Below are 24747 nucleotides of genomic sequence, written 5' to 3'. Positions count from 1 at the left end.
GCAAAATGTCCTTGCGGAAGGTCAGAAGGTCAAGGGCGCAGCAGATGACAGAACAGGACGGCAATTCTGTGACGGGCCGCACAGGGCTGGCCCGCCATGCCGTCCGCGCGCACCGGCCTTAGTGCGAGAAGATATCGGGTTCTTCCCAGCCCAGCAGGTCCAGCTTGCCGCGCGCCGGCAGAAAGGCGAAGCAGGCCTCTGCCAGTTCGCGCCGGCCCTCACGTTCCAGCAGCGCGTCCAGCTTTTCCTTGATCTGGTGCAGGTAGAGCACGTCGGAAGCGGCGTATTTAAGCTGCTCCTCGTTCAGGTCCGAGGCACCCCAGTCGCTGGATTGCTGCTGCTTGGACAGCTCAATTCCCGTCATCTCCTTGCACAGATCCTTCAACCCGTGCCGGTCGGTGGAGGTGCGGACCAGCTTGGAGGTGATCTTGGTGCAATAGATGGGGGCGCAGGTGATGCCCAGCGCCTTGTACAGCACGGCCACATCAAAGCGCGCGAAATGGAACAGCTTCAGGACCGCAGGGTCTTCCATCAGCCGCTTCAGGTTGGGGGCCAGGGTCTGGCCCTTACGGATCTGGACCAGATGGGCATTGCCGTCGCCGGACGACAGCTGCACCAGGCACAACCGGTCGCGGTGCGGGTTCAGGCCCATGGTCTCCGTATCGACGGCGACGACAGGGCCCAGGTCCAGACCGTCGGGCAGGTCACCATCATAAAGGGAGATCTGGGACATGAGCTGTATTCCTCGGCTAACTGAAATTGCGTGCGCACATCCCCTTATCGGTTGCCGGACCGTCCATCGCAAGGGGCGATGCCGCAAGGGTCCGATGCCGACGACAGGGGAAGGCCCAGAAACGCTTAAGGCCGCCGGAGCTAACCGGCGGCCTTAAGAGCGTTCATGCGGATGGTGCCCAGAAGAAGACTCGAACTTCCACACCTTGCGGTACAGGTACCTGAAACCTGCGCGTCTACCAATTCCGCCATCTGGGCGTATCCGAACCGCGCTTTCCGTCGTTGCCGTCGGGGGGCGCGTCGTGGAGCGGCTGTATAAAGGGGGGCTTTGCGGGCGTCAACAGGTTTGTTGATTTTTTTTGACGCAATTCCTGACGCACTGCGATTGGCCCAGAAACGCTTAAGGCCGCCGGAGCTAACCGGCGGCCTTAAGAGCGTTACATCGGAATGGTGCCCAGAAGAAGACTCGAACTTCCACACCTTGCGGTACAGGTACCTGAAACCTGCGCGTCTACCAATTCCGCCATCTGGGCGTTTTCCGAACCGCGCTTTCCATCGTTGCCGGTGGGCGGCGCGTCGTGGAGCGGGTGTATAATGACCGCCGCCGGTGCCGTCAACAGATGTTTTTCATGATCGCCCGACTTTTTATGCAAGACCCCTGAACCATATCCAGATCATACGCTTAAAGGTGGGGGAGGGGGCGATGTCCGCATCCTTGGGGACGGTGGTGGTTTTCGGCGGGTCCGGTTTCATCGGGCGGCAGGTGGTGAAACGGCTGGCGCAGGCGGGCGCGCGCGTCATCATTCCATCCCGCCGGCCCGGCCTGTTGTCCTGGATGAAGGTGGCGGGCGATGTCGGGCAGGTGCTGCCCATCGTCACCGACACGCGGTACGATGCATCTGTGGCCGCTGCCGTGACGGGGGCAGACGCCGTTATCAACCTGATCGGCATCCTGGCCCCATCGGGCCGCGACAGTTTCGATGGGGTGCAGCATCAGGCGGCAAGCCGCATTGCCCGGGCGGCGGCCGCTGCCGGCGCGCGTCATTTCGTGCAGATATCGGCGATCGGTGCCGATGCGGCCTCGCCATCGGCCTATGCGCGCAGCAAGGCGGCGGGGGAGGCCGCGGTGCGGGCTGCCATGCCGGATGCGGTCATCCTGCGCCCCTCCATTGTGTTCGGGCCGGGCGATGGCTTCTTTAACCGCTTCGGACAGATGGCCAAGGTCCTGCCCTTCCTGCCGCTGATCGGCGGTGGCCATACCCGATTCCAGCCAGTTTATGTCGGTGATGTCGCCGATGCCGTCATGGTCGCCCTGACCGACCCGGCCTGTGCGGGCAAGACCTACGAACTGGGCGGTCCGCGTGCGTACAGTTTCAAGGAGCTGCTGGATTATATCCGGCATCAGTCTGGGGTACCCCGCCGACTTCTGCTGACCCTACCTTTCCCCGTGGCCATGCTGCAGGCCTTTTTCATGGAGTTGCTGCCCGGCAAGCCGCTGACGCGCGATCAGGTGACTTTGCTGCGCCGGGACAATGTAATCTCTGGCGCCTTGCCGGGTTTGACCGATCTGGGCATCACGCCCAAAGCCGTAGAACTGGTCGTCCCGACCTATCTGCGCTGAATGCGGGGCTTGGGTTTGTGAAAATGCGCAGGCCGCAGACCGATTTCCATTGATCGGGGGGGGGAGGCACCCAATATAGAGGTTCAGTACTCAACAGCCCCTGTCGAGGATACATCGATGGTAAACGGACCCTATAATCCGTATGCGGCGGGCAGTCGGACCATGGACCAGGCGTCTTTTGACGCAGGTCTGCGTACCCATATGCTGCGCGTCTATAATTACATGTGCTTGGCGTTGGCAATCACCGGCGGCGTGGCTTTCCTGGGTTCGCAGAGCGAAGCCCTGGTCGCCATGATCTTCGGTACGCCTTTGAAGTGGGTGGTCATGCTGGCCCCCCTCGCCTTCATCTTCTTCGGCTTCCGGCCTGACCGGATGTCCGCGTCCGCCCTGCGGACCAGCCTGATCGCCTTCAGCGCCCTGATGGGCCTGTCGATGATGTCGATCTTCCTGGTCTATACGGGCGCCAGTATCGCCCGCGTGTTCTTCATCACGGCGGCGATGTTCGCGGGCACCAGCCTGTATGGCTACACGACCAAGGCCGACCTGTCGAAGATGGGTAGCTTCATGATGATGGGCCTGATCGGCATCCTCATCGCCGGTCTGGTGAACATCTTCCTGGCGTCCAGCGCGTTGCAGTTCGCCATCTCGGTTCTGGGCGTGGTCATCTTTACGGGCCTGACGGCCTGGGATACTCAGCGGATCAAGGAAAGCTATGCTTCCCACTGGGGTGAAGAGGCCAACAGCCGTCTGGCCGTGATGGGTGCCTTGAGCCTGTATTTGAACTTCATCAACCTGTTCCAGTTCCTGCTGTCCCTGATGGGTCAGCGCGACGAATAAGGTTTGATGGGTTCCAGGACCCGGCCTTATGGAACGCCCGGCGTGGAGATATCCACGCTGGGCGTTTTCATTTCCGGCCCCGCTCTCTATGATCCTGTTCGGGTGGATGGAGGGCAGGGTAGTGACCGGTGGCGAGAACAGTTTGACAGGTTTTGCCGCCCTACTGGCGCGAACACTTGCCGGTAGGATGGAGGAGCCGATCTTCAACGCCGATGCCTGGATGCGGATGGAAGAACTTGCCGCCACCTATGGACAGCTTGTGGCCGCCGGGGCTGACCCGGCCCCGTTTGCAGCGGCGTTGGACCGGGTGCCCCGCCACAATGCGCGCGAAGAAACACTGTACCATCTGCTCCGCGCCATGGCGCTTTGCGATGCCAATGCTGCCACCCGTGTGATCGAGATTTTAACTGCCGATCTTGAAAGTGTCCAACCTCGGCACAGGCTGATCCAGGTGGATTACATCCTGCGCGCTGTGATCTATGGCGTTTGGACCAACCGTATCAAACTCACCGATCCCGGCGCCCATGACATGGCGATCCGCCGGCTCTGGCGGACGATGCTGAACCATTACCGTGCCGCTATGCCAGCCCGCGATCCGGTTCCAGCGGCGGCGCGTCAGCGGGACCTGATCGTCATCACCACGGGACAGTTTATCCGAGGTGCCCACCAGCCCAGCATCGACATGCTGGATTTCCTGACAAAGCTGGTCTTACGCCTGGGGCGACGAGTGGTGTTGATCAACACAGCCGATGGGCCGGTTAAATCCCATTTTCCCTATCTGGGCAATTTCGTCAGCAGCGTGGATCGCGAACTGGTGGCCGCGAAGCAACTGGTCATTGATGGCCTGCCGATTCCCTTCATTCATTTACCAGCTGGTTTCACCGATCCGCAGATGGCATCTGATGCCCGCGACCAGATATTGGCGCTAAAGCCGGATCTGGTCCTGTCCTTCGGCACGCTTTGCCCTGTGTCCGACCTGTGTCGGGGTCTGCTGGATGTGGTGTCCATCCCCTATGGCAGCTATCTGCCCTTTGCGGAGCCGACATGGCTGGCTCTGCCACGCCCGTTGAACCCGGCGGAGACGCCGGCCCTTGCCGCCGGTGGACTGACCCCGGACAAGGTGATCCGCATCGAATATTCCTATGCCCCACCGCCTGCCGTGACGGTACGGGACAAGGTGGTGCTGGGCCTGGGTGATGATACGATCCTGACCCTGATCATCGGCCTGCGCTTGGCGCGGGAGGTGACGCCGGATTTCGCTGCCGCCCTTGATGCGGCGGTACAGGCCGAACCGCGCCTGTTCTTCCTGTTCGTAGGAGAGATGGATAATTACGCCGAGCTTGTGGCCCCGCACCCCACCCTGGCGGCGCGGTCGCGGTCCCATGGGCACGAAACCGACGTCATGGGCCTGATGGCGTCGGCTGACCTCTATATCAACCCGCCGCGTGGCGGTGGGGGCACGTCCGCTGCCTATGCCCTGTCGCGTGGCATCCCGGCTTACAGCCTGAATGCCGGGGATGTCGGCGTGGTGGTGGGACCAGACTTCCACCTGTCCAGCTACGCCGATTTCGCACCTGCCGCCACACGATACACCGACGATCCTGACCTGCGTGGTCAGCTCCAGGAGAAGGCCAAGGCCCGGTTTGCGGATATCTCGTCGCGCGAACGCATGCTGCGACAGATCCTCGACGGTGTCAAAGCGATGCGGGCGAAAGGATAAGGGGCGTCTGATCGGGCCAGCAACGGGCATTTTCGGCCATGGCGTCGGCCCGGTCGCCGGCTTCTTCTGGGTTTCCCGGCACGAAGATGGCCCGTCCCCGGCTGCCGGTATTCAGTTCCAGCACCAGCCGGTGCCCCGCGCGCTGATCACTGTCCATGATCGTGAAGCATCCGCCCTGGCCGGCCAATGTACGGCATGCCGCTGCAATGGCCGGCGTCACGCCCAGCACGATGTAGGACAGTTCCGCTGAAATCACGCCAACGCTCCCCGCAGCCCGCGCCGCATCCGGCGCGCGATGACGCCATAGCGTGGGGCCAGCAGAATGGAAAGCCCCAGGATGATCCCCGCCAGCACGGCAATCGACCCCGCCGCATTCACGGCCATGTCATAGCCCAGCAGCGACGGCCCGAACGCCCCCAGGCCATAGCCGCCAATCCCCGTGATCCCCCCGATCAGCAGGGACAAGGCCACCTGCGGCCCCATCCGGTCGGTATAGAGCCGCGCCGTGGCGGCGGGGCAGATCAGCATGGCGATGACCAGGATGGACCCCACCGCCTCAAACGCCGCGATGGCCGCCAGCGCCGCCAGCACGACAATTCCCTGCTGCACCAGTCCGCTTTTCAGGCCCAGCGTGTCGGCCAGACCGGGATCAAAGCTGACCAGGGTGAATTCCTTAAAGAAGATCAGGATGATGGCCAGACACAGGGCGAACACGGCCATAAGCTGGATAACCTGCCGGGGCAGGGTGGCCCAGATGGCGGGATCGGCCAGATCGGCCCAGCCGCCGGGGGTCAGCCACAGGATGGCTTCCAGCTGACCATACAGAACACAATCGGCATCCAGGTCGACCTGCCGCGCCGGCCCCTGTTCGATCAGGACCACGCCCAGGGCGAACAGCCCGGTAAAGACCACGCCCATGGCCGCGCCTGCCTCGACCCGACCCAGGCGGCGAACCAGTTCGATCATCCCGCCTGCTACCAAGGCGGCGGTCAGGGCACCGGCCAGCATGGGGAACGTGTCCCGGGTGCCGGCCACCATGAACCCCGCCACTATGCCGGGCAGCACGGCATGGCTGATCGCGTCGCCCATCAGCGCTTGCCGCCGCAGCACCAGGAAATTGCCGACCAGCGCACAGGATAGGCAGGCGAACAAGGCCGCCAACAGGGCCGGCAGATCAACCGTCAGGAAGGTGGCGGCATCGATATTCATCCCACCAGTTCCCCTGCCATCAAGGCGCGGCGCAACCGCGCCCGGCGCAGGCTGCGGCCCAGAAGCCCGCGCGAGGGCGCGATGATCAGGCTGATGAAGAACAGGCTGGTGGCGACGAGGACGATGACAGCACCCGCTGGCAGGTCGGCGAACCGCGCCGACAGCACCGCCCCGACCCCGCCCGACACGGCCCCCACGCCGCCAGCGATGATTAGCATACGGGACAGATCATCGGTCCAGAACCGGGCGGTGGCGGCGGGCGTGATCAGCAGGGCAATGATCAGGACCAGCCCGACCGTCTGCAACCCGACCACGGTCACCAGGGTCACCAGCGCCATCAGCGCCAGATCAATACGCCCCGTGGGCCAGCCGGCGGCCCGCGCAAAGCCTTCATCAAAGGCCAGCAGGCGAAACTCCTTAAAGAACAGCCAGACCATGATTGCTGCCAGCAGGGCCAGCGCACCCAGGCCCAAGGCCTCCCCCGTCCGCATGGCCGCCGTCTGCCCGAAGATGAAACCCTTCAAACCGGCCGCATTGGCGGCGGGCAGTTCCTGCACCACCGACAGCAGCACAACACCGGCCCCGAAAAACACCGACAGGACGGCACCGATGGCCGCATCCTCGGTCAGGCGGGTCCAGCGTTTGATGGCCTGGATCGTGGCGACCGCGACGGCCCCACTGATGGCCGCCCCGATCAGCAGCAGGGGCAGGGACCGCCCCTCCACCCCCAGCGCCATACCCGTCAGAAAGGCGGCAACGATGCCGGGCAGGGTGGCGTGGGACAGGGCATCGCTGACCAGGGCGCGGCGGCGCAACACCATGAAGCAGCCTACCATGCCCGCCGCCATGCCCAGGGCAGTGGCACCCAGCAGCACGACCAGTGTGTTGTGCCCCACCATATCCATCAGCGCGGACCCAGCAGCAATCCACTGGCCCGCTGGCCATAGGCCCGGCGAAGGTTCTCCTCGGTCAGCGCCTCGCGCACGGGCCCTGCGGCCACCAGACCACCATTCAGCATCAGCACATGATCGAAGGTTTCGGCCACCGTCTGCAAATCATGATGCACGCAGATGACGGTGCGCCCGTCTGCATCCAACTCCCGCAACACAGCCAGGATGGTCTGTTCCGTGGCGGCATCCACGCCGGCCAGCGGTTCATCCATGAAATAGAGCCGTGCCTCCTGCGCCAGGGCGCGGGCCAGGAACACACGCTGCTGCTGTCCGCCCGACAGCTGCCCGATCTGGCGATGGGCGAAATCGGCCATGCCGACCCGGTCCAGCGCCTGCATGGCGGCGGCCTTATGCTTGCCCGTGATGCGCCGGCCCCAGCCGATCAGGCCGTAACGCCCCATGGTGACGACATCCAGCGCGCTGACCGGGAAGTCCCAATCCACACTCTCCCGCTGCGGCACATAGCCGATCAGGGCGCGCTGCCGCTTCAGCGGACGGCCATAGACCTCGATCGTGCCGGTGAGCGCCGGGACCAGGCCCAGCACGGCCTTCAGGAAAGTGGACTTGCCGGCCCCGTTCGGCCCGACCACGGCGACCAGCCCCTGTGCCGGGGCCGTCCAGGTGACATCGCGCAGCACCAGGCGCTGGTGATAGGCTACCGACAGGCCAGACACGGCCAGCGCGCCGACGCCGGCATCGGCGCTAGGGATGAAATTATCGCTCAATAGCCGTTGCAGCATGGTTTCCGCCCCTCAACCTGCCGCCAGCCGGCCCTGGAACCCGCGCGCCGGCACGGTGCCGCCCAGGGCCTGGGCGATGGTGGTGACATTGTGGTCGATCATGCCCACATAGCTTCCCTCATAAGTGCCGGGCGCCCCCATGGCGTCGGAATAAAGCGAGCCGCCGATGGCCACCTTGTGCCCCTTGGCCGCCGCTCCCTGTATCAACGCCTGGATATTGCGATCGGACACTGAGGTCTCAATAAAAACCGCCGGAATTTTACGGTCGACCAGCAGGGACACCATGCTTTCGATCCGGTGTAGCCCGGCTTCGGACTCCGTACTGATCCCCTGGATACCCACCACCGACAATCCATAGGCCCGGCCCAGATAGGAGAACGCATCATGGGCCGTGACCAGCACGCGCCGCTGCTCCGGCACGCTGCCCAGCACCTTGCCGGCATAGGCCGTCAGCGCCTCATATTCCGTGGCTGCCTTAGCCGCGTTGGCGGCGTATAGCGCTGCATTGGCGGGATAAAGCATGGACAGCCTGTCCCGAACACCCAGCAGCGCCAGCCGCCACAGGGTCGGGTCCATCCAGACATGCGGGTCGGGATGGCCATCGGCCCCGTCGGGATGGATCAACCGGTCCTTGGGCAGGACAGAGGCCGCCGCATGCACCGGCTTGGAAGCCGACAGCTTGTCCAGCATTTCGGCCATCTTGCCTTCCAGGAACAGCCCGGAATGGAACACGGCGTCAGCCTTCATCAGGGCGACCGTGTCGGCGCGCGTCAGCTTATAGGAATGCGGGTCGATCCCTTCGCCCATCAGGCTGCTGATGCTGGCTGTATCGCCGGCTACGGCGCGCAGCAGTTCCGCCACCTGACCCGTCGTCGCCTGAAACACCGGCTTTTCCGCCGCCCGCGCCGGAAGGCCAGCTGACAACATCCCGGCACCGGCTAGGGCCAGGACTGTACGGCGGGAAAGGGCGGCGTTGGACGCGGTCACGGGATCGGACTTTCTGGAATCATTCCAAACTTGCTATCGAACCAGCATATAGGCCCTGTGACAAAGCCGGCAAGGCAAAGTCCTGTGATCGTTCTATCGCAACATTACTTTCTGGGCACAGTGGGAATCACCGTCGGATGGCTCGTCAGTGCCAGAAAGGGCAGGTCGGACGGGCGGTTGCCATAGCCATGGCTCTCCGCAAACGGTCCCGCCTCATGCAGCAGGGCCGCCACCCGCCGCGCCTTCTCCCCGCGCACACAGTTCCCGCCCTGCATTTCCCCCGTCAACACGCCGTCCCGCACCTCCATATCAGTGGCCAGGATGCGGTCAACCGGCAGCCCTTCCAGCAGGATGGGGATGTAGAGCGACAGGCCACCCGTGGCCACCACGACCAGATCGCCAGCATCGGCATGGCGTTTCAGAGCGGTCAGCGTGGGTTCATACCAACGCTGCCAGCCGCGCATCCGCTCCGCTGCGGCTTGCGCCACGCTCACCGGCACGCCGGCCAGCGCTCGGCGCAGCATGCCGGCCTTGATGCGGGTGCGCAGATCATCGTCGGGATTGGCCCCGGCACTCATCAACCCCGCCCGGATGGCGCGGGCAAAGACCAGGCCGGAACGCATGCGCCCCGCCACCCGTCCCAGATAGGGCAACAGGCTGTCGCCGCCCACCAGGGTGCCGTCGAAATCAAAGATGGCGATGCGTCGTGTCATGGTGGCCGCATAAAACAGGCGGGGGCCTTCCCGCTCAACATTTTTCGGGATATCAGACGGCGATTGCATCAACGGAGGCGGCCATGGCGCGCGAACGCATCATCATCGACACCGATCCCGGCCAGGACGACGCCGTCGCCATGATGCTGGCCTTCGCCTCGCCGGAGGAGATTGAGGTGCTGGGCGTCACGGCGGTGGCCGGCAACGCGCCGCTGGCCCATACCGAGATCAATGCCCGCAAGATCTGTGAGCTGTCGGGAAGGCCTGATGTGAAGGTCTTCGCCGGCTGCGACCGCCCCCTGTTCCTGGACCTGCATACAGCACCCGAGGTACATGGCGATACCGGCCTGGACGGCCCGGACCTGCCTCCGCCGACCATGCCCTTGCAGGCACAGCATGCGGTCGATTTCATCATCGACACCTTGCGCGCCGAACCCGCCGGTACCGTCACGCTCTGCCCGCTGGGGCCGCTGACCAACATCGCCACCGCCCTGACCCGTGCGCCCGACATCGCGGCGCGGATCAAGCGCATCGTGCTGATGGGCGGGGCACAGGTTGAAGGCGGTAACAGCAGCCCCGTGGCCGAATTCAACATCTTCGTCGATCCGCACGCAGCCCAGATCGTCCTGAAATCCGGCATCGATATCGTCATGTTCTCCATGGACGTGACGCATCAGGTCCTGACCGCCCAACGGCAGATGGACCGCGTGCGCGCCATTCCTGGTGCGGTCGGCCGCGTCACTTATGAAATGCTGGATTTCTACCGCCAGTATGACGAGGCCAAATACGGCACCGATGGCGGCCCTCTGCACGATCCCTGCGTTATCGCCTGGCTGATCAAGCCCGACCTGTTCCAGGGCAAGCAGGTCAATGTGGAGGTGGAAACCGCCTCTCCGCTGACCATCGGCCAGACCGTTGTCGACCGCTGGTGCATCACCCAGCGCCCGAAGAACGTGTTCTTCATGCTGAACGCTGATGCGGACGGATTTTTTGATCTGCTGATTGAACGGCTGGGGCGGCTATAGCAGCTTTGGCAGGTCCGACAGCTCAATGATGTCAGTGCGGCTACCGATCGCCTGATCCGCCCAGGCATGGGCTACGCCATGGGTGCCCAGCAGGCAGACCGCTACGAGGATGCCCCGCAGGTTACGCCAGCGGATCATGGTCAGCATGGCTGTGACCACAAAGGTCAAGTGCACCCCACCAGCGAACAGATAAAGGCTCTTGCTATGGTAGTTCCAGGCACCTTCAATGGGCCCCTCCGCATGGGGTGACCATGGATAACAGTTGCTGTTGGCATCGGGATGCCCGCATGCCTCCGCCCCCAATGCAATGACCAAATCCGCCATCAGCATGATGGACAGCAAGGCCAATATGCTGACCAGTCCCACGACCACAGTGCGGGTCAGTCTTTGACGCGGGGGAAGGGCGGCGCCCATGTGTTCCCATACCTCTTCAATGTTTCTGCCAGATAGTGGCATGGGCTACCCGGTGCTGGCCAAGTCACAATCTACGGCCAGCCCGGCCAAACCCAATAGTCAAGTCGGGGCCGTTTCGTGGCCTGCCTGCCGGTCGGTACGTGATCAGTACTATCCCCGGTTCCCGTTCGGTGATCGCCCAAGACGAGTATTGATGATATGTCTATGCAGACGTCAAAGACGTCATAGCCATATATTAATGCCAAATGGGGGTCAAAATGACCAATGAACCGGCATCCACATCGGGTTTTCCGTCGTGGAGTTTTGTGATTCCGCCCGATGTGCTGAATAAACACTTCACGCTCGCCCTGTATGGGCAGGATCCGGCAACCGACCTATGGTACTACTGGGACTTCGCGAAAAGCCACTATAAGCAGTTCCCTAGTGCGGCCAATGGTCAGTATACGGCGCTGCTGAACATTCTGACGCCGTCGACGCCCCCCGCAACGGGGAACACGACCGTCGCCGTGACCCTGCCGTCCGGACAGCAGTTGCAGTCTGGTGTGGTGGCCATGTTCATCGGCCCCTGTAGCGGTATCCCTGTTACCAATGGTGTGCCCGCGTCGCCGACGCTGTCGACCAATCCCGGTGAGATGTTCAGCATCTTTGAACTGACCTATGCCGTACCCGCCACGGGTGGCGGGTCCATCCTGGATATCGACATTTCCAATATTGATCAGGTCAGCTTCACCTATACTGTGGCAAGCACCGGTGCCGTGCCATTTCCCATGGCCACCATCGGCAGCGCCGTGGCACAGGCCAGCTTGTTCAGCCAGTTTGCAGCGGCCTTTCCGGCGGGCAGCCCGTTCAACGAATGTCTGATCCTGGGGCAGGACGCAGCGGGGACGCAGAAATGCATCGTGGCGCCGCAGGATGTGATCCAATCTGTCACCATCCCGGATGCGTTCAGCTATCTGGCGCCCGCCGGTACGCCCGGAACGTCCGACCCCTTCGCCAACAACAGCTATTTTTATCTGGTCACCGAAACCTCCCCGAACGGAGAATCACTGCCAAATTCCCAGGCGGTGTTCGGCGGCTTCCTGCAGACGACGCAAGGTACGGCGAGCGCAACCCAGATCGATCTTGGCTGGCAGATCGGGGGCAGTCCTTGCAGCTATACACCGGCCAACCCCCTAGCCACGGGCATCAACATTTATCGGGCTTCCGGTCCGGGTGTGCCCCCGCCAACGCCGCCCGCGGTTCCTGCACAGATCAGCGATTATGGCCTGATCACCAGCCAATCGATCAGCGACTGGAACAATCAGCCGGGTCCCTTCTACGTCGACAGCGCCCTGACCGCCGGTGCAAAGACGCCGCCTTCCTCTGCCTATGGGTTCAGCGCACTATCGACCTGGTTCGACGCACCGCTGCGCGATTTCTTCGGCTACTATCTGCTGAACCCGTTCCAATTTTATCAGTCCAATCAGACGGGCAGCAGCAACGGCACCTTGTGGCTGGGCAAGGTCCAATGGGTCTGGCCAAAGGCCGGGCAACCCATCACCAATGCGACTTTTACGGATGCCAATGGCAAGGCCCACCCGGTTAACGCGACCTGGCAATGGGGCGATGGCACCCAGGCCTATCTGGCGCTGCAACTGGTGGGCAATGCCTATGACCCCACCAACTATACCAACGCCAATCTTGCCCAGACGTCTGGCCTGACGGCGGGTGAGTATCAGGGCGCGGTGGTGAATATCTACTTCCCCTATTTCCTGGGCAATACCGGGCTGGCCAGCGTGAACCTGCCGGCGACGCTGACGGATATGGCGGTTTCCAACTTTGCGCTGTCCAATGCGCCGCCCTGGCTGGCAAATGCCAGCAATGATCCCAGCCAGATGGTGTTCGGCTGTTCCGGGGTATTTGCCACCCCCAATGATCCCGATGCCGTGGTGCAGGCGTTCCCACTGCTGGCCGCCAACGCGCTGACCAACATCGAGAATGTTATCGTCTCGGCCCTCAATCGCGGGATTGCCACCGGCTATGGTCTTGCCCTGGCGCCGCAGCAATATACCTGCCTCTACGCTTTCAATGGACTGCCGACCCTGACGGCGCAGGCCGATGCGGTTCCGGTGGGCACCTACACCTACTATCTCTCCGGCCTGCTTCCCAACGGGGCTGAAACCGCCCTGACCTGGGGGGTAACAGCGGCAGTCACGGCTGCAAGTGCGGTCCAACTGCTCTGGGACCCGTTACCGTCCGGTCTCTATCAGCAGGTCAATATCTACCGACAGACGGCGGCGGGCCAGCCCGTATTGGTTGGTACGGTGGCCAATAGCAGCGGTTCGCTGGCGACCAGCTTCACCGATACCAACCAGCCGGTGACCCAGCCGACCAATGGCGCGCCTTATCTTTTCTATCCGTCATGGAACGATCAGGCCGCCGCGGGTTTTGTCCCGTCCAACCTCTATTCGGCCTTTATGCATCAGAATGCGACGGCTGATCCGACAAACGGCATCAGCATCAATGGCCTGACCTATGGTTACCCGTTTGATGACCAGGGCGGCTTCTCCACCAACATCAATTACGGCACGGCTTTCCCAACCACCGTCACCTTCACCATTTCCTCACTGACCTGACCCGTTCCATAGGCCCCAAAATGCAAGAAGGCGGGCATCGCTGCCCGCCTTCTAATCTGAATAAAATGTCCGGCCTTACTGACAGGCCAGGCATTCCTCGTACTTGTTCGTCTCGGCCATCGGTGCGGCCTTGGCCTTGCCGATTTCCTTGGTGGCGTTGCTTTCGGCGCGCTGCACCGACATGGAGCGCAGGTAGTACAGGCTCTTCACGCCCTTCTTCCAGGCCATCATATGGATCTGGTGCAGGTCGCGCTTATGCACATCGGCCGGCAGGAAGACGTTCAGCGACTGGCTCTGGCACACGAACGGCGTGCGGTCGGCGGCATGTTCGATCAGCCAGCGCTGGTCCAGCTCAAACGCCGTCTTGAACACGTCCTTCTCATCCTGGGTCAGGAAGTCCAGGTGCTGGACCGACCCGCTGTTCAGCGTGATCTCTGACCAGGTGTCTTCGTCATTGCGGCCCTTCTCCGCCAGCAGCTTTTCCAGGTACGGGTTGCGCACCGAATGGCTGCCCGACAGGGTCTTGTGCGTATAGGCGTTGGCGGCCACCGGCTCGATGCCGGGCGATGCACCGCCGGTGATGATGGAGATGCTGGCCGTCGGCGCGATAGCGATCTTGTTGGAGAAACGCTCCATCACGCCATATTCCTCGGCGTCGGGGCAGGGGCCACGCTCATGTGCCAGCTTGACCGACGCGGCATCGGCCTGACGCTTGATCAGGGCGAACATGCGCTTGTTCCAGACCTTGGCCATCACGCCTTCGATCGGGATCATCTGGCTTTGCAAGAAGCTGTGGAAGCCCATGACGCCCAGACCGACCGAGCGTTCGCGCATGGCGGAGTACTTGGCGCGCTCCATGTCGCTGGGGGCCTTCTGGATAAAGTCGGTCATGACATTATCCAGGAAGCGCATCACGTCTTCGATGAAGGTCGGATGGTCCTGCCATTCCAGGAAGTTCTCCAGGTTCAGCGAGGACAGGCAGCAGACGGCGGTGCGCTGCTTGCCCCACGGGTCCATGCCGGTCGGCAGCGTGATCTCGCTGCACAGGTTCGACATCTTCACCGTCAGGCCGGCCAGCTTGTGATGTTCCGGGATGGCCCGGTTCACATGGTCGATGAACAGCATGTAGGGCTCGCCCGTTTCCATACGGGCGGTCAGGATGCGAATCCACAGGTCGCGTGCCTTCACGCGGCGCAGGATCTTGCCATCCTTGGGGCTGGTCAGCGCCCATTCCTCATCCGCCTCAACCGCGCGCATGAAGGCGTCGGGAATGGCGATGCCATGATGCAGGTTCAGCGCCTTGCGGTTCGGATCACCACCCGTGGGGCGGCGCATCTCGATGAATTCTTCGATCTCGGGGTGGGAGACGGGCAGGTAACAGGCCGCGGAGCCACGACGCAAAGACCCCTGGGAAATGGCCAGCGTCAGTGAATCCATAACGCGGATGAAGGGGATGACGCCGCTGGTCTTGCCGCTATCCTTCACCTGCTCGCCGATGGAACGCAGATTGCCCCAATAGCTGCCGATGCCGCCACCCTTGGCCGCCAGCCAGACATTCTCGTTCCACAGGCCGACAATGCCTTCCAGGCTGTCGCTGGCTTCATTCAGGAAGCAGGAGATGGGCAGACCACGGGCGGTACCGCCATTGGACAGGACGGGCGTGGCCGGCATGAACCACAGCCGGGAGATATAGTCATACAGGCGCTGGGCATGCGCATGATCGTCGGAGTAATAGCTGGCGACGCGGGCGAACAGATCCTGATAGGTCTCGCCCGGCATCAGATAGCGGTCGTCCAGCGTCGCTTTGCCGAACGTGGTCAGCAGCTCGTTTCTGGAATGATCCACAGTCACCGGCGCATGCTTGCGCATCTGGATCTGGCCAAATAGGTCGGCGCCCTGCGGAGCCCACTCGTTCACTTCACCATCGCGCATGACTTATCCCCGTTTTCCCCAGTGCCCCGGCTGTGGATAACTAACCACAGAACACAACATCTTGTTGGCTGAGGACCGGATCGTACCAAATCCCGTGCCCACCACAAGGCAGAAATTTCCGCCCTATCCATCATGAATAGGCTTGACGTCAGCTATTCCAAGGGGGCTTGCGAACGGGGCTGGGGTATGCGTTGCACGCGGCTTGACGGGGTGGCCGGCGCGGACTAGCCGCCATTTCGCCCTGGATTCAGGGATGTAGCGCCAGGAACTCCCGAGTGAACAGGCCCCCCGCACCGCCATCGTGAGATTCGGCGACGTCCAAAGCCCACCTGTCAGGATCGCGTCGGCCTCACGAATGCCGGCCGTCAGGACATAAATCACATGCTTAGGATCACCCATACGGGTGGGGCTGGCGAAGGGGGTAGTGTCTATATGTTGTGGTGGCCGGTGGGGCGCATGAGATGCCGCCCTCATCACCACACCAAACATCACAGTCCCCCACCTTGCCCGTACACCTCCGTCCGCGTTATTGAATAAGCCGTTCCGGTGCCGGGACGACAGCCATTGCGTGGGGTCCGGATGTTCATCGAATGCTCCAACCTGATCGCCGGCAATCTGCCCGCCCTGTCCTATGGTGTGGCCGTGGCCGATGTCGATGGCGATGGGCAGGATGAAATCATCGTCGCCGGCTATGGCGGCCCCAACCGCGTGCTGAAATGGGGTGGGCAGGGCTTGGTGGATATCGCCCCGCCGCTGCTGGCCGATGCGGGGCGGCGGGCCATCGGTCTGGCCTGTGGCGATATCGACGGCGACGGGCGGGAGGAAATCTACATCCTGAACAGCGACGGGTTTTCAGGACCCAAGCAGGTGTCCGACCGGCTGCTGGCCTGTTTTGGGGACCGCTGGATCGACCTGTTCTCCTTGCAGGAGAATTTCGCCGCCGCCAACCGTTTCGCGGGCCGGTCGGTTGCGGTGATTGATCGGGTCGGCATTGGTCGTTACGGCTTCATCGTTGCCAATTATGGCGGCCCGATGCGCCTTTATGAAATGGGTGCACGCGGTCGCATCGTCGATGTCGCGGATGAAGTGGGGTTGGACGCGCTGACGGGCGGGCGCTCCCTGCTGGCCGCCCCCATCCTGGGCGACCGTCCCGATATTTTCGCAGGCAATGAGATCGGACCCAACCTGTTCTTCCGCAATCAGGGTGACGGCACCTTCATTGAAATGGCGGAGACGCTGGGCCTGTCGGACGCCGTACTGCCGGCGCGTGGGGTGGCCCTGGTGCAGGGGGACGGCCTATTCGACTTCATGCTGGCCAATTGGGAGGCGCCGCACCGGCTCTATCAGCAGCAGGCCGGTGGCAGCTTTGCCGATCTGGCCCCGCCGGATCTGGCAAGGCCCAGCCGCGCCCGTACCGTCATTGCCGCCGATTTCGACAATGACGGCTATGAAGAGATCTTCATCAATAACATGGGCGAACCCAACCGTCTGTTCGGCTGGCGCGACGATCGCTGGACCGCCATCGATATCGGCGACGCGGCCTTGCCCGCCGGTTTCGGTACCGGGGCCGCTGTGGCCGATCTGGATGGGGACGGGCAGTTGGAACTGCTGGTCGCGCATGGGGAGCAGGCGCCGCAGCCCCTGTCGCTGTTCATCGGGGAACCGCGCGGCAATCACTGGCTACGCGTCCGGCCCCTGACGCTGGCGGGCGCGCCGGCGCGCGGGGCGGTGGTGCGCCTGTGGGCCGGCGACCGCATGCAGATGCGCGCCATCTGCGCCGGCTCCGGCTATCTGTGCCAGATGGAGCCGGTGGCCCATTTCGGCCTGGGGAAGCTGGAGGCGGTGGAGCGGGTGGAGGTGCGCTGGCCCGATGGGGCGGTTCAGCGGATTGAGGGGCCGGGCATCTGCCAGACCCTGGTCATTCCTCATCCGGGTCGTTGAGCACCGCCTGCTGCGGGGCCACAGCCACGCCATAGATGCGTGCCCACAGCACCGCCGTCAGGGACGCGACCAGCGGATTGGTGATCGACAACACGATATTGCCGGCCAGCACGGCCAACGTGCTGTCGGATGACAGCCCCATCAGCAGCAGGATCGCCCCCGGCACCTGCAAGGGCAGGTTCACCAGGACCAGGGCGAAAAGCGGCGGCAGGCCGCCCAGCGGCCGGGTGGCCTTCCAACTGGCGCCCATCACGAATTTGCCATCCTGCACCACCGACCCGATGGCGGGACCCAGCCGCGCCACGGGCCAGAGCGTCATCAGGATGATGACGGCGTAGGTGGTCAGGAAAAACCAGTCGGGCATCGCAAAGGCCAATGCGGCGGTATCCGCCGGCCCCTGCGCCGGATTGGGCGACAGGCGATGACCGGTGACGCTGGCCAGCAAGGTCATGAACACCGCCGCCGGCAGCACCGATACCAGACCGGCTGTCAGCACCAGGGCCAGCAATATGCCGCCAACGCGCCAGTACCGCCCATCGAACGGCATGTCCCAGAACTGGCTATGATCTTCACCGGTCAGGATGAACCGGGCCCAGCGCACCGTCCAGATGCCCAGACCCCAGATCATGCCCAGGACCGACAGGAATTGCAGAAGGGCAGCCCCCCCGCCTTCGCCCGATGCTGTCATCTGCGCCACGCCCAGCACAGCCAGCACCAATGCCGGCGCGCCCGCAAACCGCAGCACGCGGCCGGGATCGGACAGAAGCAGCAGATAGATCGCCAGTGATTCGCGCCAGGCGTCCTTGAAATTCATCGCAAACCCGGGTTCCGCAAAATTGCCGTCGGTGGGCAACGGTCTAACACATGGGGTGTTCCCGCGCGACCGCAATGCTATGTCGACGTGCCACAGGGGCAACGCTTCGACAAGCCCCTGTGATTGCTGTAGAAAAATCAGCAGACCGTTGCCGGAGTTTGCAATGCCCTTTCCGCCCGCCCCGCCTGTCCGCCTGACCGTCCGGCAGGAACGGTTCCCTATCCGCGGCACCTTCCGCATTTCGCGCGGTGCCAAGACGGAGGCAGTGGTGCTGGTGGCCGAACTGACGGATGGCGACGGCCATGTCGGGCGCGGCGAATGCGTGCCTTATGCCCGCTATGGTGAAAGCGTGGAGGGGGTGGAGGCCGCGATCAACGGTATGGCCGAGGCCTTCGCACGGGGGCTGAGCCGCCGGGCGCTGGCCCATGTTCTGCCGCCGGGTGCCGCCCGCAATGCCCTGGATTGTGCGCTCTGGGACCTGGAGGCACGGCGTACGGGGCGGCCCGCCTGGGAACTGGCCGGTCTGGCCCCGCTGGAACCGGTGGTCACCGCCTTCACCCTGTCCATCGACACGCCGGATGCCATGGCCGCCGCCGCCAGCAGCATGACCCGTCCGCTCTTGAAGCTCAAACTGGCCGGCGACGGGATTGACCTGGATCGTGTCGCCGCGGTGCGCGCCGCTGCGCCAGCCAGCCGCCTGATCGTGGATGCGAATGAGGGCTGGAAGCCAGACGATCTTGCCACCCTGCCGGATGCCTTTGCCCGGCTGGGGGTGGAGATGATCGAACAGCCACTGCCCGCCGGGGCCGATCAGGCGCTGGACGGGTTCAAAGGCCCGATCCGCATCGGTGCTGATGAAAGCGCCCACGGGCTGGACGGGCTGGAAGAATTGGCCCGCCGCTATCAGGTGGTGAATATCAAGCTGGACAAGACCGGCGGTCTGACGGAAGGGCTGGCGGTTAAGGCGCGGGCGCAGGCGCTGGGCCTGGATGTCATGGTCGGCTGCATGGTGGCCACCTCGCTTTCCATGGCGCCGGCCCTGCTGCTGGCACAGGGGGCCGATTACGTGGATCTGGACGGGCCGCTGCTGCTGGCCCGCGATCGGGAGCCGGGTCTGATCTATGACGGCGCGCTGGTCCATCCGGGCGCCGCCGGCGTCTGGGGCTGAGTCTGCTGCAACGCAGCTACCCGCGGTCTATGTCTTTTGGGCAGGACCTTATGCGGATGTTGGTGGATTACCCTGACACGCGTGTATGTCATAGTTGAACCAGAAGTTGGATCAAGCAGTCCCCGCGATGAATAAACCGCAGAGCGCCCACACATTGCCGTCGCATGACATGCAGGTCATGCTGGCCCAGCACACGCTTTTCGCCCGTGGTCACGCGGGAAAGCGTCTGGAAATGCGCCTGCAGAATCTGTCGGGCATCAAGCTGAATAACTTCGATCTGTCGCAGTGCCTGCTGCTGGCCTGCAACCTTTCCTATACGGACCTGGAAGGGTGCAGCTTCCAGGCGGCGAACCTGTCGAACAGCCTGTTCATCGGCGCCAACCTGAAACATTGTGATTTCACGCGCGCCGACCTGCGCGGCACCCGCTTCTACAAATCCGACCTGCAACAGGCCAAGATGACCGGGTCGGACATGCGCGTCGGTTCCATCACGCTGAACAGCGGCGGGGTGGCCAAGCAGCGGGAATTCACCACCGACCTGTCCTTCTGCAACATGGAGGAGGCGACGCTGCAGGACGCCGTGCTGCACAATGTGCGGCTGCGCGGCGTGAATATGCGCAATGCCGACCTGTCGGGGGCCGACCTGTCCGGCGCTGACATGCAGGGCGTGGTGTTGCTGGGCGCACAGATGCAGCGGGCCAAGTTTACGGGCGCCAACATCAAGAACGCCGTCTTCACGGTGAATGACGAGACGCGCCGCCTGTTCGCGGGCAACCCGGCGTTTGAAGAACATCTGGCCAATTTGCGCGAAACCGACCGGATTGTCGCCGCGCATGAGGAATGGGTGAATTCTGCTGGCCGCAGCGGGTCGCGCGCCGATTTCGCGGGGCTCGCCCTGCGCGGTGTGGACCTGCGGGGCCGTGAATTGTCGGCCGTGTCCTTCCGTGGCGCCGACCTCACGGGGGCCAAGCTGGCCCATGCCCGTCTGGCGGCGGCTGATTTCAACGGTGCTACGCTGGCCTATGCCGAGCTTTCCAATGCCGATCTGCGCGGTGCCGGTATGGAAAATGCCCGCCTGCTGCACACGATTGTCGATGGCGCCGATTTCGGTGACCTGGAGTTGCGGGGCGGCGGCAAGCTGTCCATCCGGTTCGCCGGCGCCTCGATAGAGTGGACGAATTTCTCGCAATGCGTGATCACGTCGGAACAATTAGCGGGTGCTGTTTTACGCGAATGCCCGATGCCCGACGAACATTGATTTTTGGTTGTTAATATTAACTTATTAATCATTTTCTTTTGCTATTGAACGCGCTACTATCCTTTTCGTCGCGCGTCATGACAATCGTCGTATCACCGCGTGGCACTATGAATGCACACGGTTGAATGTTTATGGCGGCTCAAACTCCCGATACCGGGTCCCCGCGTACGGACCTGACAACGCATCTGGCCATGCACTCCCTGTTTCTCAAGAACAAGGGCGGGCGCCGGTTGGAAATGCGTCTGGCCAATATGGAAGGTTTGCAGCTGAAGGGTTTCAACATGTCCCAGGCCACGCTGCTGGCCTGCAACATGTCCCAGACCAATCTCGAAGGCTGCAAGTTCCGGGAGGCTGACCTCGCCAACAGCCTGTTCATCGGTTCCAATCTCAAACATTGCGACTTTACCCGAGCCAATCTGCGTGGCGCCCGCTTCTACAAATCCGACCTTGCTCAGGCCAAGCTGGATGGCAGCGACATGCGCATGGGCAACCTCACCCTGCACCGCAAGGGGGAGGATGTGGTCAGCCGGGAATTCGTGACCGACCTGTCCTTCTGCAATCTGGAGGAGGCGTCGCTGGAGGATGCGGTGGTGCGCAAGGTGCGCCTGCGCGGCGTCAACATGCGCAATGCCAATCTGTCCAACGCGGATTTCAGCGAAAGCGACCTGCAGGGTGTGGTCCTGCTGGGGGCGAAAATGCAGGGGGCGAACTTCCTGCATGCCGATATCAAGGACGCCACCTTTACCGTCGATGACACGACCCGCCGCCTGTTCCACGGGTTGCCGGCCTTTACCGAGCATTTGCAGAACCTGGCGGAGATTGACCGCATCGTCGCCCAGCATGAAGAATGGGTTGATAGCGGCGGTAAGGTCGGGGTGCGGGCCGATTTCACGGGCCGCAAGATGAAGGGCGTGGATCTGCGCGGGCGCGAACTGTCGGCTATGTCCTTCCGCGGCGCCGATCTGTCGGGCGCTCAGCTGAGCCACGCCAAACTGGCGGCCAGCGATTTCAACGGTGCCAACCTGGCCTATGCCGACCTGTCGGGCACCGACCTGCGTGGGGCTGGCTTCGAGGGGGCGACCCTGCGCAATACCGTGCTGGAGGCCGCCAATATGGAGGATCTGCAATTGCGGGGCGGCGGTGCACTGCCCGTGCGCCTGCGCGATGCCGCTGTAGAGTGGGTGGATTTCACCAGCGTCATGATACCGGTAGACAGGCTGAAGGGCCTGAAACTGCGGGATTGCACCCTGCCGGAAGCCATGGGCGAGGCGACGGCCACGCCCTGATCCGACAGGTGCGGGGATCGGCGGGCGTGTAAGCGGGACATCAACCAAGGTTCCGCCCATGCGTCCCATCGCCCTTTCCGCCCTGTTGCTGCTGACGGCCTGTACCTCTCACGCCGATGGACCGCCCGGCGGCGGGCCCGACGGGCGACGGCCTATGGGGCGACTGCCTTTGTCGCTGTCGGGTGAGATGCTGGGCCGCATGGCGCCTGACGAGGGCGCCTATGCCGATATCGTTGTGGATTGGGCACACGGCCTGGATGCCAATCACGATGGGTTTTTGTCGCCTGATGAGCTGAAACCCGACATTGCCCGGTTCTTCCAGGCTGTTGATGCGGACAGGGATGGGGCCATCAATTCCCGCGAACTGGGCGATTACCGTATGGCCCGGATGGCGGCGCTGCGTGGCGGCGCGCCGGGTGGTGGTCAGGGTCCTGACGGAAACTCACCGCCGGAAGGGCCGCCGCCAGCGGACGGTAACCGCCCGCCACCGCCGCCGGCCGCTGGTCAGCGGCCCGGTGGCGGCATGGGCATGATGGCCGGCGGCGGTGCCGACAAGGTGATGGAGGCCGACCGCAACCTTGATTTCCGGGTGACGCGGGAAGAACTTGAACTGCTCACCTTCGACCGTCTGCGTGCCCTGGACAGCAACCGCGATGGCAAGACCAGTCTTGAGGAAATCCGCGCCGGCGCCGTGATTGCCTATAATGAGCGTCCCATGCGTGGCGGCCCCGGCGGCATGGGTGGCCGGCGTGGCGGCGGTGACGGCCCGCCCGGCGGTGGTGGGCCGCCTCGCTGATCCGCCGTTGTTCCGCCTTTTTCGGCTGGCATGGATTTCGGCCACCCGCTAATCAAGGGGTGCGTTGATGACGGAGCGGCGGATGCGGCGGGCGATGGCGTGGCGGATGGCGGGTGGTCTGGCCCTCGCCCTGGTTCTGGCCTCCTGCGGTGGTGGGGATAAATACCGGCCCGGTATCCGCTACAGTGCCGTCAGTCCGCTGGGTGAACCGCTCAGTGCCCCGACCCGCGATGCCGAGGCCTATCGCGCCACCATGCGCGACTGGTTTGCCCGCACCGATACGAACAATGACGGCAAGCTGTCGCTGGCGGAGTTCACCGCCGAGGCGGCGCGCGTCTTTCCGCTGTACGATCTTAACCATGACGGGTTCGTCACCTCCTACGAACTGACGCAATATCGGGTCAGCCTGCCGACCCACACGGCCCCCGCCGATAGTGGCCGCCGCCTGCGCCCCGGCCGCATCGACATGACCCCGGATGAGGCGGCGACAGCGCGCACCGATGGGCGTGGCCGGCCTGATTACCGCATGGGCATCGATCCCGTGATGTCCGCCGACAGCAATGCCGATTTCCGCGTGACGCCCGGTGAACTGACGGCGGAGGCCGCGCGCCGCCACTCCATCATGGACAAGAATGGCGACGGCGCCATCTCTCTGTCTGAATTCATGGATCAGGCGGAGGGTCCCATGCGGGCCTGGGCCGTGGACTGATCCTGCCGCGCCCTTCTACCTCTTAAGCACGCCCAAGCCTTTGGCATCCCGTTTGCTTTTAAGCCCCCTATCCATTGGCATAGGGGGTTCCCATGACCGACTTCGGCCTGTTTATTGTCCGCCCGCCGCAAGGTGTGGCCACCGTCGCCGCCATCCATCCGTCCCGAGCGGATGATGCCCGTGTCACCCTGAAAAAGCTGCGCAGCGGCGGCTTCATGATCAAGGCCCTGTCCAAGGCCTCTGTCCCCTCGACCGAACCGGAAGGCGCGCGACTGCAATTGCAGGGGCTGGTGAATGGCATGTTCGAGCAGGCGCCCTACCGCCCCGCCGTCTCCCTGGTCTGGTAAGGCGAATGGATTTGCATTATGCAGTAATTGCATTTTGCAAATCGCTTTGCCATCCCAGCCTTGCATGCGCGATGAAGCGGGACAGGGCAGCCGTCATCACATTGTCGCGGCGATGGATCAGCTGCGTCGGTGCCACGGCCCATGGCTCCGGGGCCTCGTACAGCGACAGCGACGCGCGCAGGGGGGAGCGTTCCACGGCGGCCAGCGGCAGCAGCGAGATCCCGATGCCAGCGGCCACCCCGCCGATAATGCCTTCCAGGGTGCCGAATTCCTGCATCCGTGCCCGGCCTAGCCCCATCCCCGCCAGCAGGCTTTCCAGCCGCTCGCGATAGGCACAGCCGCGCCGGAAGCACAGGGCCGACAGGTTGGACCGTGTCTGCAGCGCTGCCCAGTCGGTGCCGGCGGCCGTCACCACCACCATCCGTTCCACGCCCACATCGGCGGCGATCAGGTCGGGATGGTCGATGGGGCCGCTGACCAGGGCGGCATCCAGGCGATAGGCCAGCACCTCTTCCGTCAGCACCCCCGTGCCGCCGGTCCGCAGGCTCAGTTCCACATCGGGAAAGGCCGCGTGATAGGCGGCCAGAACGGGCGGCAGCCGGCAGGCCGCCGTCGTCTCCATGCTGCCGATGGTCAGTTGCCCGCCGGGCCGGTCGGGGTTCAGCAGGTCCCACAGGCTGTCACGGGCCGCCCGCAGCGCCGCTGCCACCTGTCTTGCATGCGGCAACAGCCGCTCCGCGGCCCGTGTCGGCACCACTCCGCGCCCGTTGCGATGGAACAGCGGCACACCCAGATCGGCCTCCAGCGACCGGATGCGCGCCGTTACGTTGGACTGCACACAGTTCAACCGCCGCGCCGCCGCCGTGACGCCCCCTTCCTCCACCACGGCCAGGAAGAAGGAAAGATCGGTGCTGTCCATCGCCGCATCCATCA

General features: G+C 63.6%; 23 protein-coding genes and 2 tRNA genes. 12 read left to right on the top strand and 13 right to left on the bottom strand.

Annotated features, from left to right (window positions below; translation table 11 throughout):
- Nucleotides 1-118: 118 nt before the first annotated feature.
- The 3 genes from C0V82_RS07755 to C0V82_RS07745 form a co-directional block, all read right to left on the bottom strand.
- Nucleotides 119-733 carry a ribonuclease D gene (locus C0V82_RS07755; RefSeq protein WP_102111838.1) on the bottom strand — a complete coding sequence of 205 codons (615 nt, stop codon included), beginning with the start codon at nucleotides 731-733 and terminating at the stop codon, nucleotides 119-121.
- A gap of 172 nt (nucleotides 734-905) precedes the next feature.
- Nucleotides 906-990: transfer RNA gene (locus C0V82_RS07750), tRNA-Leu, on the bottom strand.
- Between the two features lie 190 nt (nucleotides 991-1180).
- Nucleotides 1181-1265: transfer RNA gene (locus C0V82_RS07745), tRNA-Leu, on the bottom strand.
- A gap of 170 nt (nucleotides 1266-1435) precedes the next feature.
- Here C0V82_RS07745 and C0V82_RS07740 point away from each other — a divergent pair.
- From C0V82_RS07740 to C0V82_RS07730, 3 genes are all read left to right on the top strand, one after another.
- Nucleotides 1436-2353, top strand: coding sequence for a complex I NDUFA9 subunit family protein (locus C0V82_RS07740; protein ID WP_102111837.1), 918 nt, complete (start codon nucleotides 1436-1438; stop codon nucleotides 2351-2353).
- A 117-nt stretch (nucleotides 2354-2470) separates the two neighbouring features.
- Nucleotides 2471-3190 carry a Bax inhibitor-1/YccA family protein gene (locus tag C0V82_RS07735; RefSeq protein WP_102111836.1) on the top strand — a complete coding sequence of 240 codons (720 nt, stop codon included), beginning with the start codon at nucleotides 2471-2473 and terminating at the stop codon, nucleotides 3188-3190.
- 88 nt (nucleotides 3191-3278) lie between these two features.
- Entirely contained in the window at nucleotides 3279-4910 is a 1632-nt protein-coding gene (locus tag C0V82_RS07730; RefSeq protein WP_158659799.1) for a glycosyltransferase family protein, read from the top strand.
- Here the strand turns inward: C0V82_RS07730 and C0V82_RS07725 are convergent.
- The 6 genes from C0V82_RS07725 to C0V82_RS07700 form a co-directional block, all read right to left on the bottom strand.
- Nucleotides 4885-5166 (bottom strand): hypothetical protein, encoded by a 282-nt coding sequence (locus tag C0V82_RS07725; protein ID WP_102111834.1) that lies wholly within the window; start codon nucleotides 5164-5166, stop codon nucleotides 4885-4887. The genes C0V82_RS07730 and C0V82_RS07725 overlap by 26 nt on opposite strands.
- Entirely contained in the window at nucleotides 5163-6119 is a 957-nt protein-coding gene (locus C0V82_RS07720; RefSeq protein ID WP_102111833.1) for a metal ABC transporter permease, read from the bottom strand. Before C0V82_RS07720 ends, C0V82_RS07725 begins: the two co-directional genes overlap by 4 nt.
- Nucleotides 6116-7024, bottom strand: a complete 909-nt coding sequence (locus C0V82_RS07715) for a metal ABC transporter permease (RefSeq protein WP_102111832.1) — start codon at nucleotides 7022-7024, stop codon at nucleotides 6116-6118. Before C0V82_RS07715 ends, C0V82_RS07720 begins: the two co-directional genes overlap by 4 nt.
- A complete protein-coding gene (locus C0V82_RS07710) occupies nucleotides 7024-7809 on the bottom strand; it encodes a metal ABC transporter ATP-binding protein (RefSeq protein ID WP_102111831.1) in 786 nt (261 codons plus the stop codon). Before C0V82_RS07710 ends, C0V82_RS07715 begins: the two co-directional genes overlap by 1 nt.
- A 12-nt stretch (nucleotides 7810-7821) precedes the next feature.
- On the bottom strand, nucleotides 7822-8796 hold the full coding sequence (locus C0V82_RS07705) for a metal ABC transporter solute-binding protein, Zn/Mn family (RefSeq protein ID WP_245924035.1): 975 nt from the start codon (nucleotides 8794-8796) through the stop codon (nucleotides 7822-7824).
- 104 nt (nucleotides 8797-8900) lie between these two features.
- The gene (locus tag C0V82_RS07700; RefSeq protein ID WP_102113310.1) at nucleotides 8901-9509 is read right to left on the bottom strand and encodes an HAD-IB family hydrolase; all 609 of its coding nucleotides are present in this window, start codon (nucleotides 9507-9509) and stop codon (nucleotides 8901-8903) included.
- An 83-nt stretch (nucleotides 9510-9592) separates the two neighbouring features.
- On the opposite strand from C0V82_RS07700, the gene C0V82_RS07695 reads away from it, so the two are divergent.
- Nucleotides 9593-10534 (top strand): nucleoside hydrolase, encoded by a 942-nt coding sequence (locus C0V82_RS07695; RefSeq protein WP_102111830.1) that lies wholly within the window; start codon nucleotides 9593-9595, stop codon nucleotides 10532-10534.
- Here C0V82_RS07695 and C0V82_RS07690 read toward each other — a convergent pair.
- Nucleotides 10529-10948, bottom strand: a complete 420-nt coding sequence (locus tag C0V82_RS07690) for a hypothetical protein (RefSeq protein WP_102111829.1) — start codon at nucleotides 10946-10948, stop codon at nucleotides 10529-10531. The genes C0V82_RS07695 and C0V82_RS07690 overlap by 6 nt on opposite strands.
- Before the next feature lie 257 nt (nucleotides 10949-11205).
- On the opposite strand from C0V82_RS07690, the gene C0V82_RS07685 reads away from it, so the two are divergent.
- A complete protein-coding gene (locus tag C0V82_RS07685; RefSeq protein ID WP_158659798.1) occupies nucleotides 11206-13563 on the top strand; it encodes a hypothetical protein in 2358 nt (785 codons plus the stop codon).
- 75 nt (nucleotides 13564-13638) lie between these two features.
- Here the strand turns inward: C0V82_RS07685 and C0V82_RS07680 are convergent, their stop codons facing one another.
- Nucleotides 13639-15495 (bottom strand): ribonucleoside-diphosphate reductase subunit alpha, encoded by a 1857-nt coding sequence (locus C0V82_RS07680; RefSeq protein ID WP_102111827.1) that lies wholly within the window; start codon nucleotides 15493-15495, stop codon nucleotides 13639-13641.
- Between the two features lie 579 nt (nucleotides 15496-16074).
- On the opposite strand from C0V82_RS07680, the gene C0V82_RS07675 reads away from it, so the two are divergent.
- Complete coding sequence (locus tag C0V82_RS07675) at nucleotides 16075-17436, top strand: CRTAC1 family protein (protein ID WP_102111826.1); 1362 nt, start codon at nucleotides 16075-16077, stop codon at nucleotides 17434-17436.
- On the opposite strand, the gene C0V82_RS07670 is transcribed toward C0V82_RS07675, so the two are convergent.
- Nucleotides 17414-18250 carry a hypothetical protein gene (locus C0V82_RS07670; protein WP_158659797.1) on the bottom strand — a complete coding sequence of 279 codons (837 nt, stop codon included), beginning with the start codon at nucleotides 18248-18250 and terminating at the stop codon, nucleotides 17414-17416. The genes C0V82_RS07675 and C0V82_RS07670 overlap by 23 nt on opposite strands.
- A 163-nt stretch (nucleotides 18251-18413) precedes the next feature.
- Between C0V82_RS07670 and dgcA the strand changes: the two genes are divergently transcribed.
- The 6 genes from dgcA to C0V82_RS07640 all read left to right on the top strand — a co-directional run bounded on the left by dgcA (nucleotide 18414) and on the right by C0V82_RS07640 (nucleotide 23814).
- Nucleotides 18414-19418 carry an N-acetyl-D-Glu racemase DgcA gene (gene dgcA, locus C0V82_RS07665; RefSeq protein WP_102111824.1) on the top strand — a complete coding sequence of 335 codons (1005 nt, stop codon included), beginning with the start codon at nucleotides 18414-18416 and terminating at the stop codon, nucleotides 19416-19418.
- 127 nt (nucleotides 19419-19545) lie between these two features.
- The gene (locus C0V82_RS07660; RefSeq protein ID WP_102111823.1) at nucleotides 19546-20676 is read left to right on the top strand and encodes a pentapeptide repeat-containing protein; all 1131 of its coding nucleotides are present in this window, start codon (nucleotides 19546-19548) and stop codon (nucleotides 20674-20676) included.
- Nucleotides 20677-20867: 191 nt separating this feature from the next.
- A complete protein-coding gene (locus C0V82_RS07655) occupies nucleotides 20868-21962 on the top strand; it encodes a pentapeptide repeat-containing protein (protein ID WP_158659796.1) in 1095 nt (364 codons plus the stop codon).
- Between the two features lie 58 nt (nucleotides 21963-22020).
- Nucleotides 22021-22758, top strand: coding sequence for an EF-hand domain-containing protein (locus tag C0V82_RS07650; protein WP_102111821.1), 738 nt, complete (start codon nucleotides 22021-22023; stop codon nucleotides 22756-22758).
- Between the two features lie 67 nt (nucleotides 22759-22825).
- Nucleotides 22826-23467, top strand: a complete 642-nt coding sequence (locus tag C0V82_RS07645; protein ID WP_102113309.1) for an EF-hand domain-containing protein — start codon at nucleotides 22826-22828, stop codon at nucleotides 23465-23467.
- A 92-nt stretch (nucleotides 23468-23559) separates the two neighbouring features.
- Nucleotides 23560-23814 (top strand): hypothetical protein, encoded by a 255-nt coding sequence (locus tag C0V82_RS07640; RefSeq protein WP_102111820.1) that lies wholly within the window; start codon nucleotides 23560-23562, stop codon nucleotides 23812-23814.
- 16 nt (nucleotides 23815-23830) lie between these two features.
- On the opposite strand, the gene C0V82_RS07635 is transcribed toward C0V82_RS07640, so the two are convergent.
- A complete protein-coding gene (locus tag C0V82_RS07635; RefSeq protein ID WP_102113308.1) occupies nucleotides 23831-24733 on the bottom strand; it encodes a LysR family transcriptional regulator in 903 nt (300 codons plus the stop codon).
- Between the last annotated feature and the right edge of the window lie 14 nt (nucleotides 24734-24747).

This window comes from Niveispirillum cyanobacteriorum, from assembly GCF_002868735.1.
GTDB lineage: Bacteria > Pseudomonadota > Alphaproteobacteria > Azospirillales > Azospirillaceae > Niveispirillum > Niveispirillum cyanobacteriorum.
The sequence above is the reverse complement of the archived record's forward strand: the minus strand, read 5'-3'. Positions and strand labels throughout refer to the sequence as shown.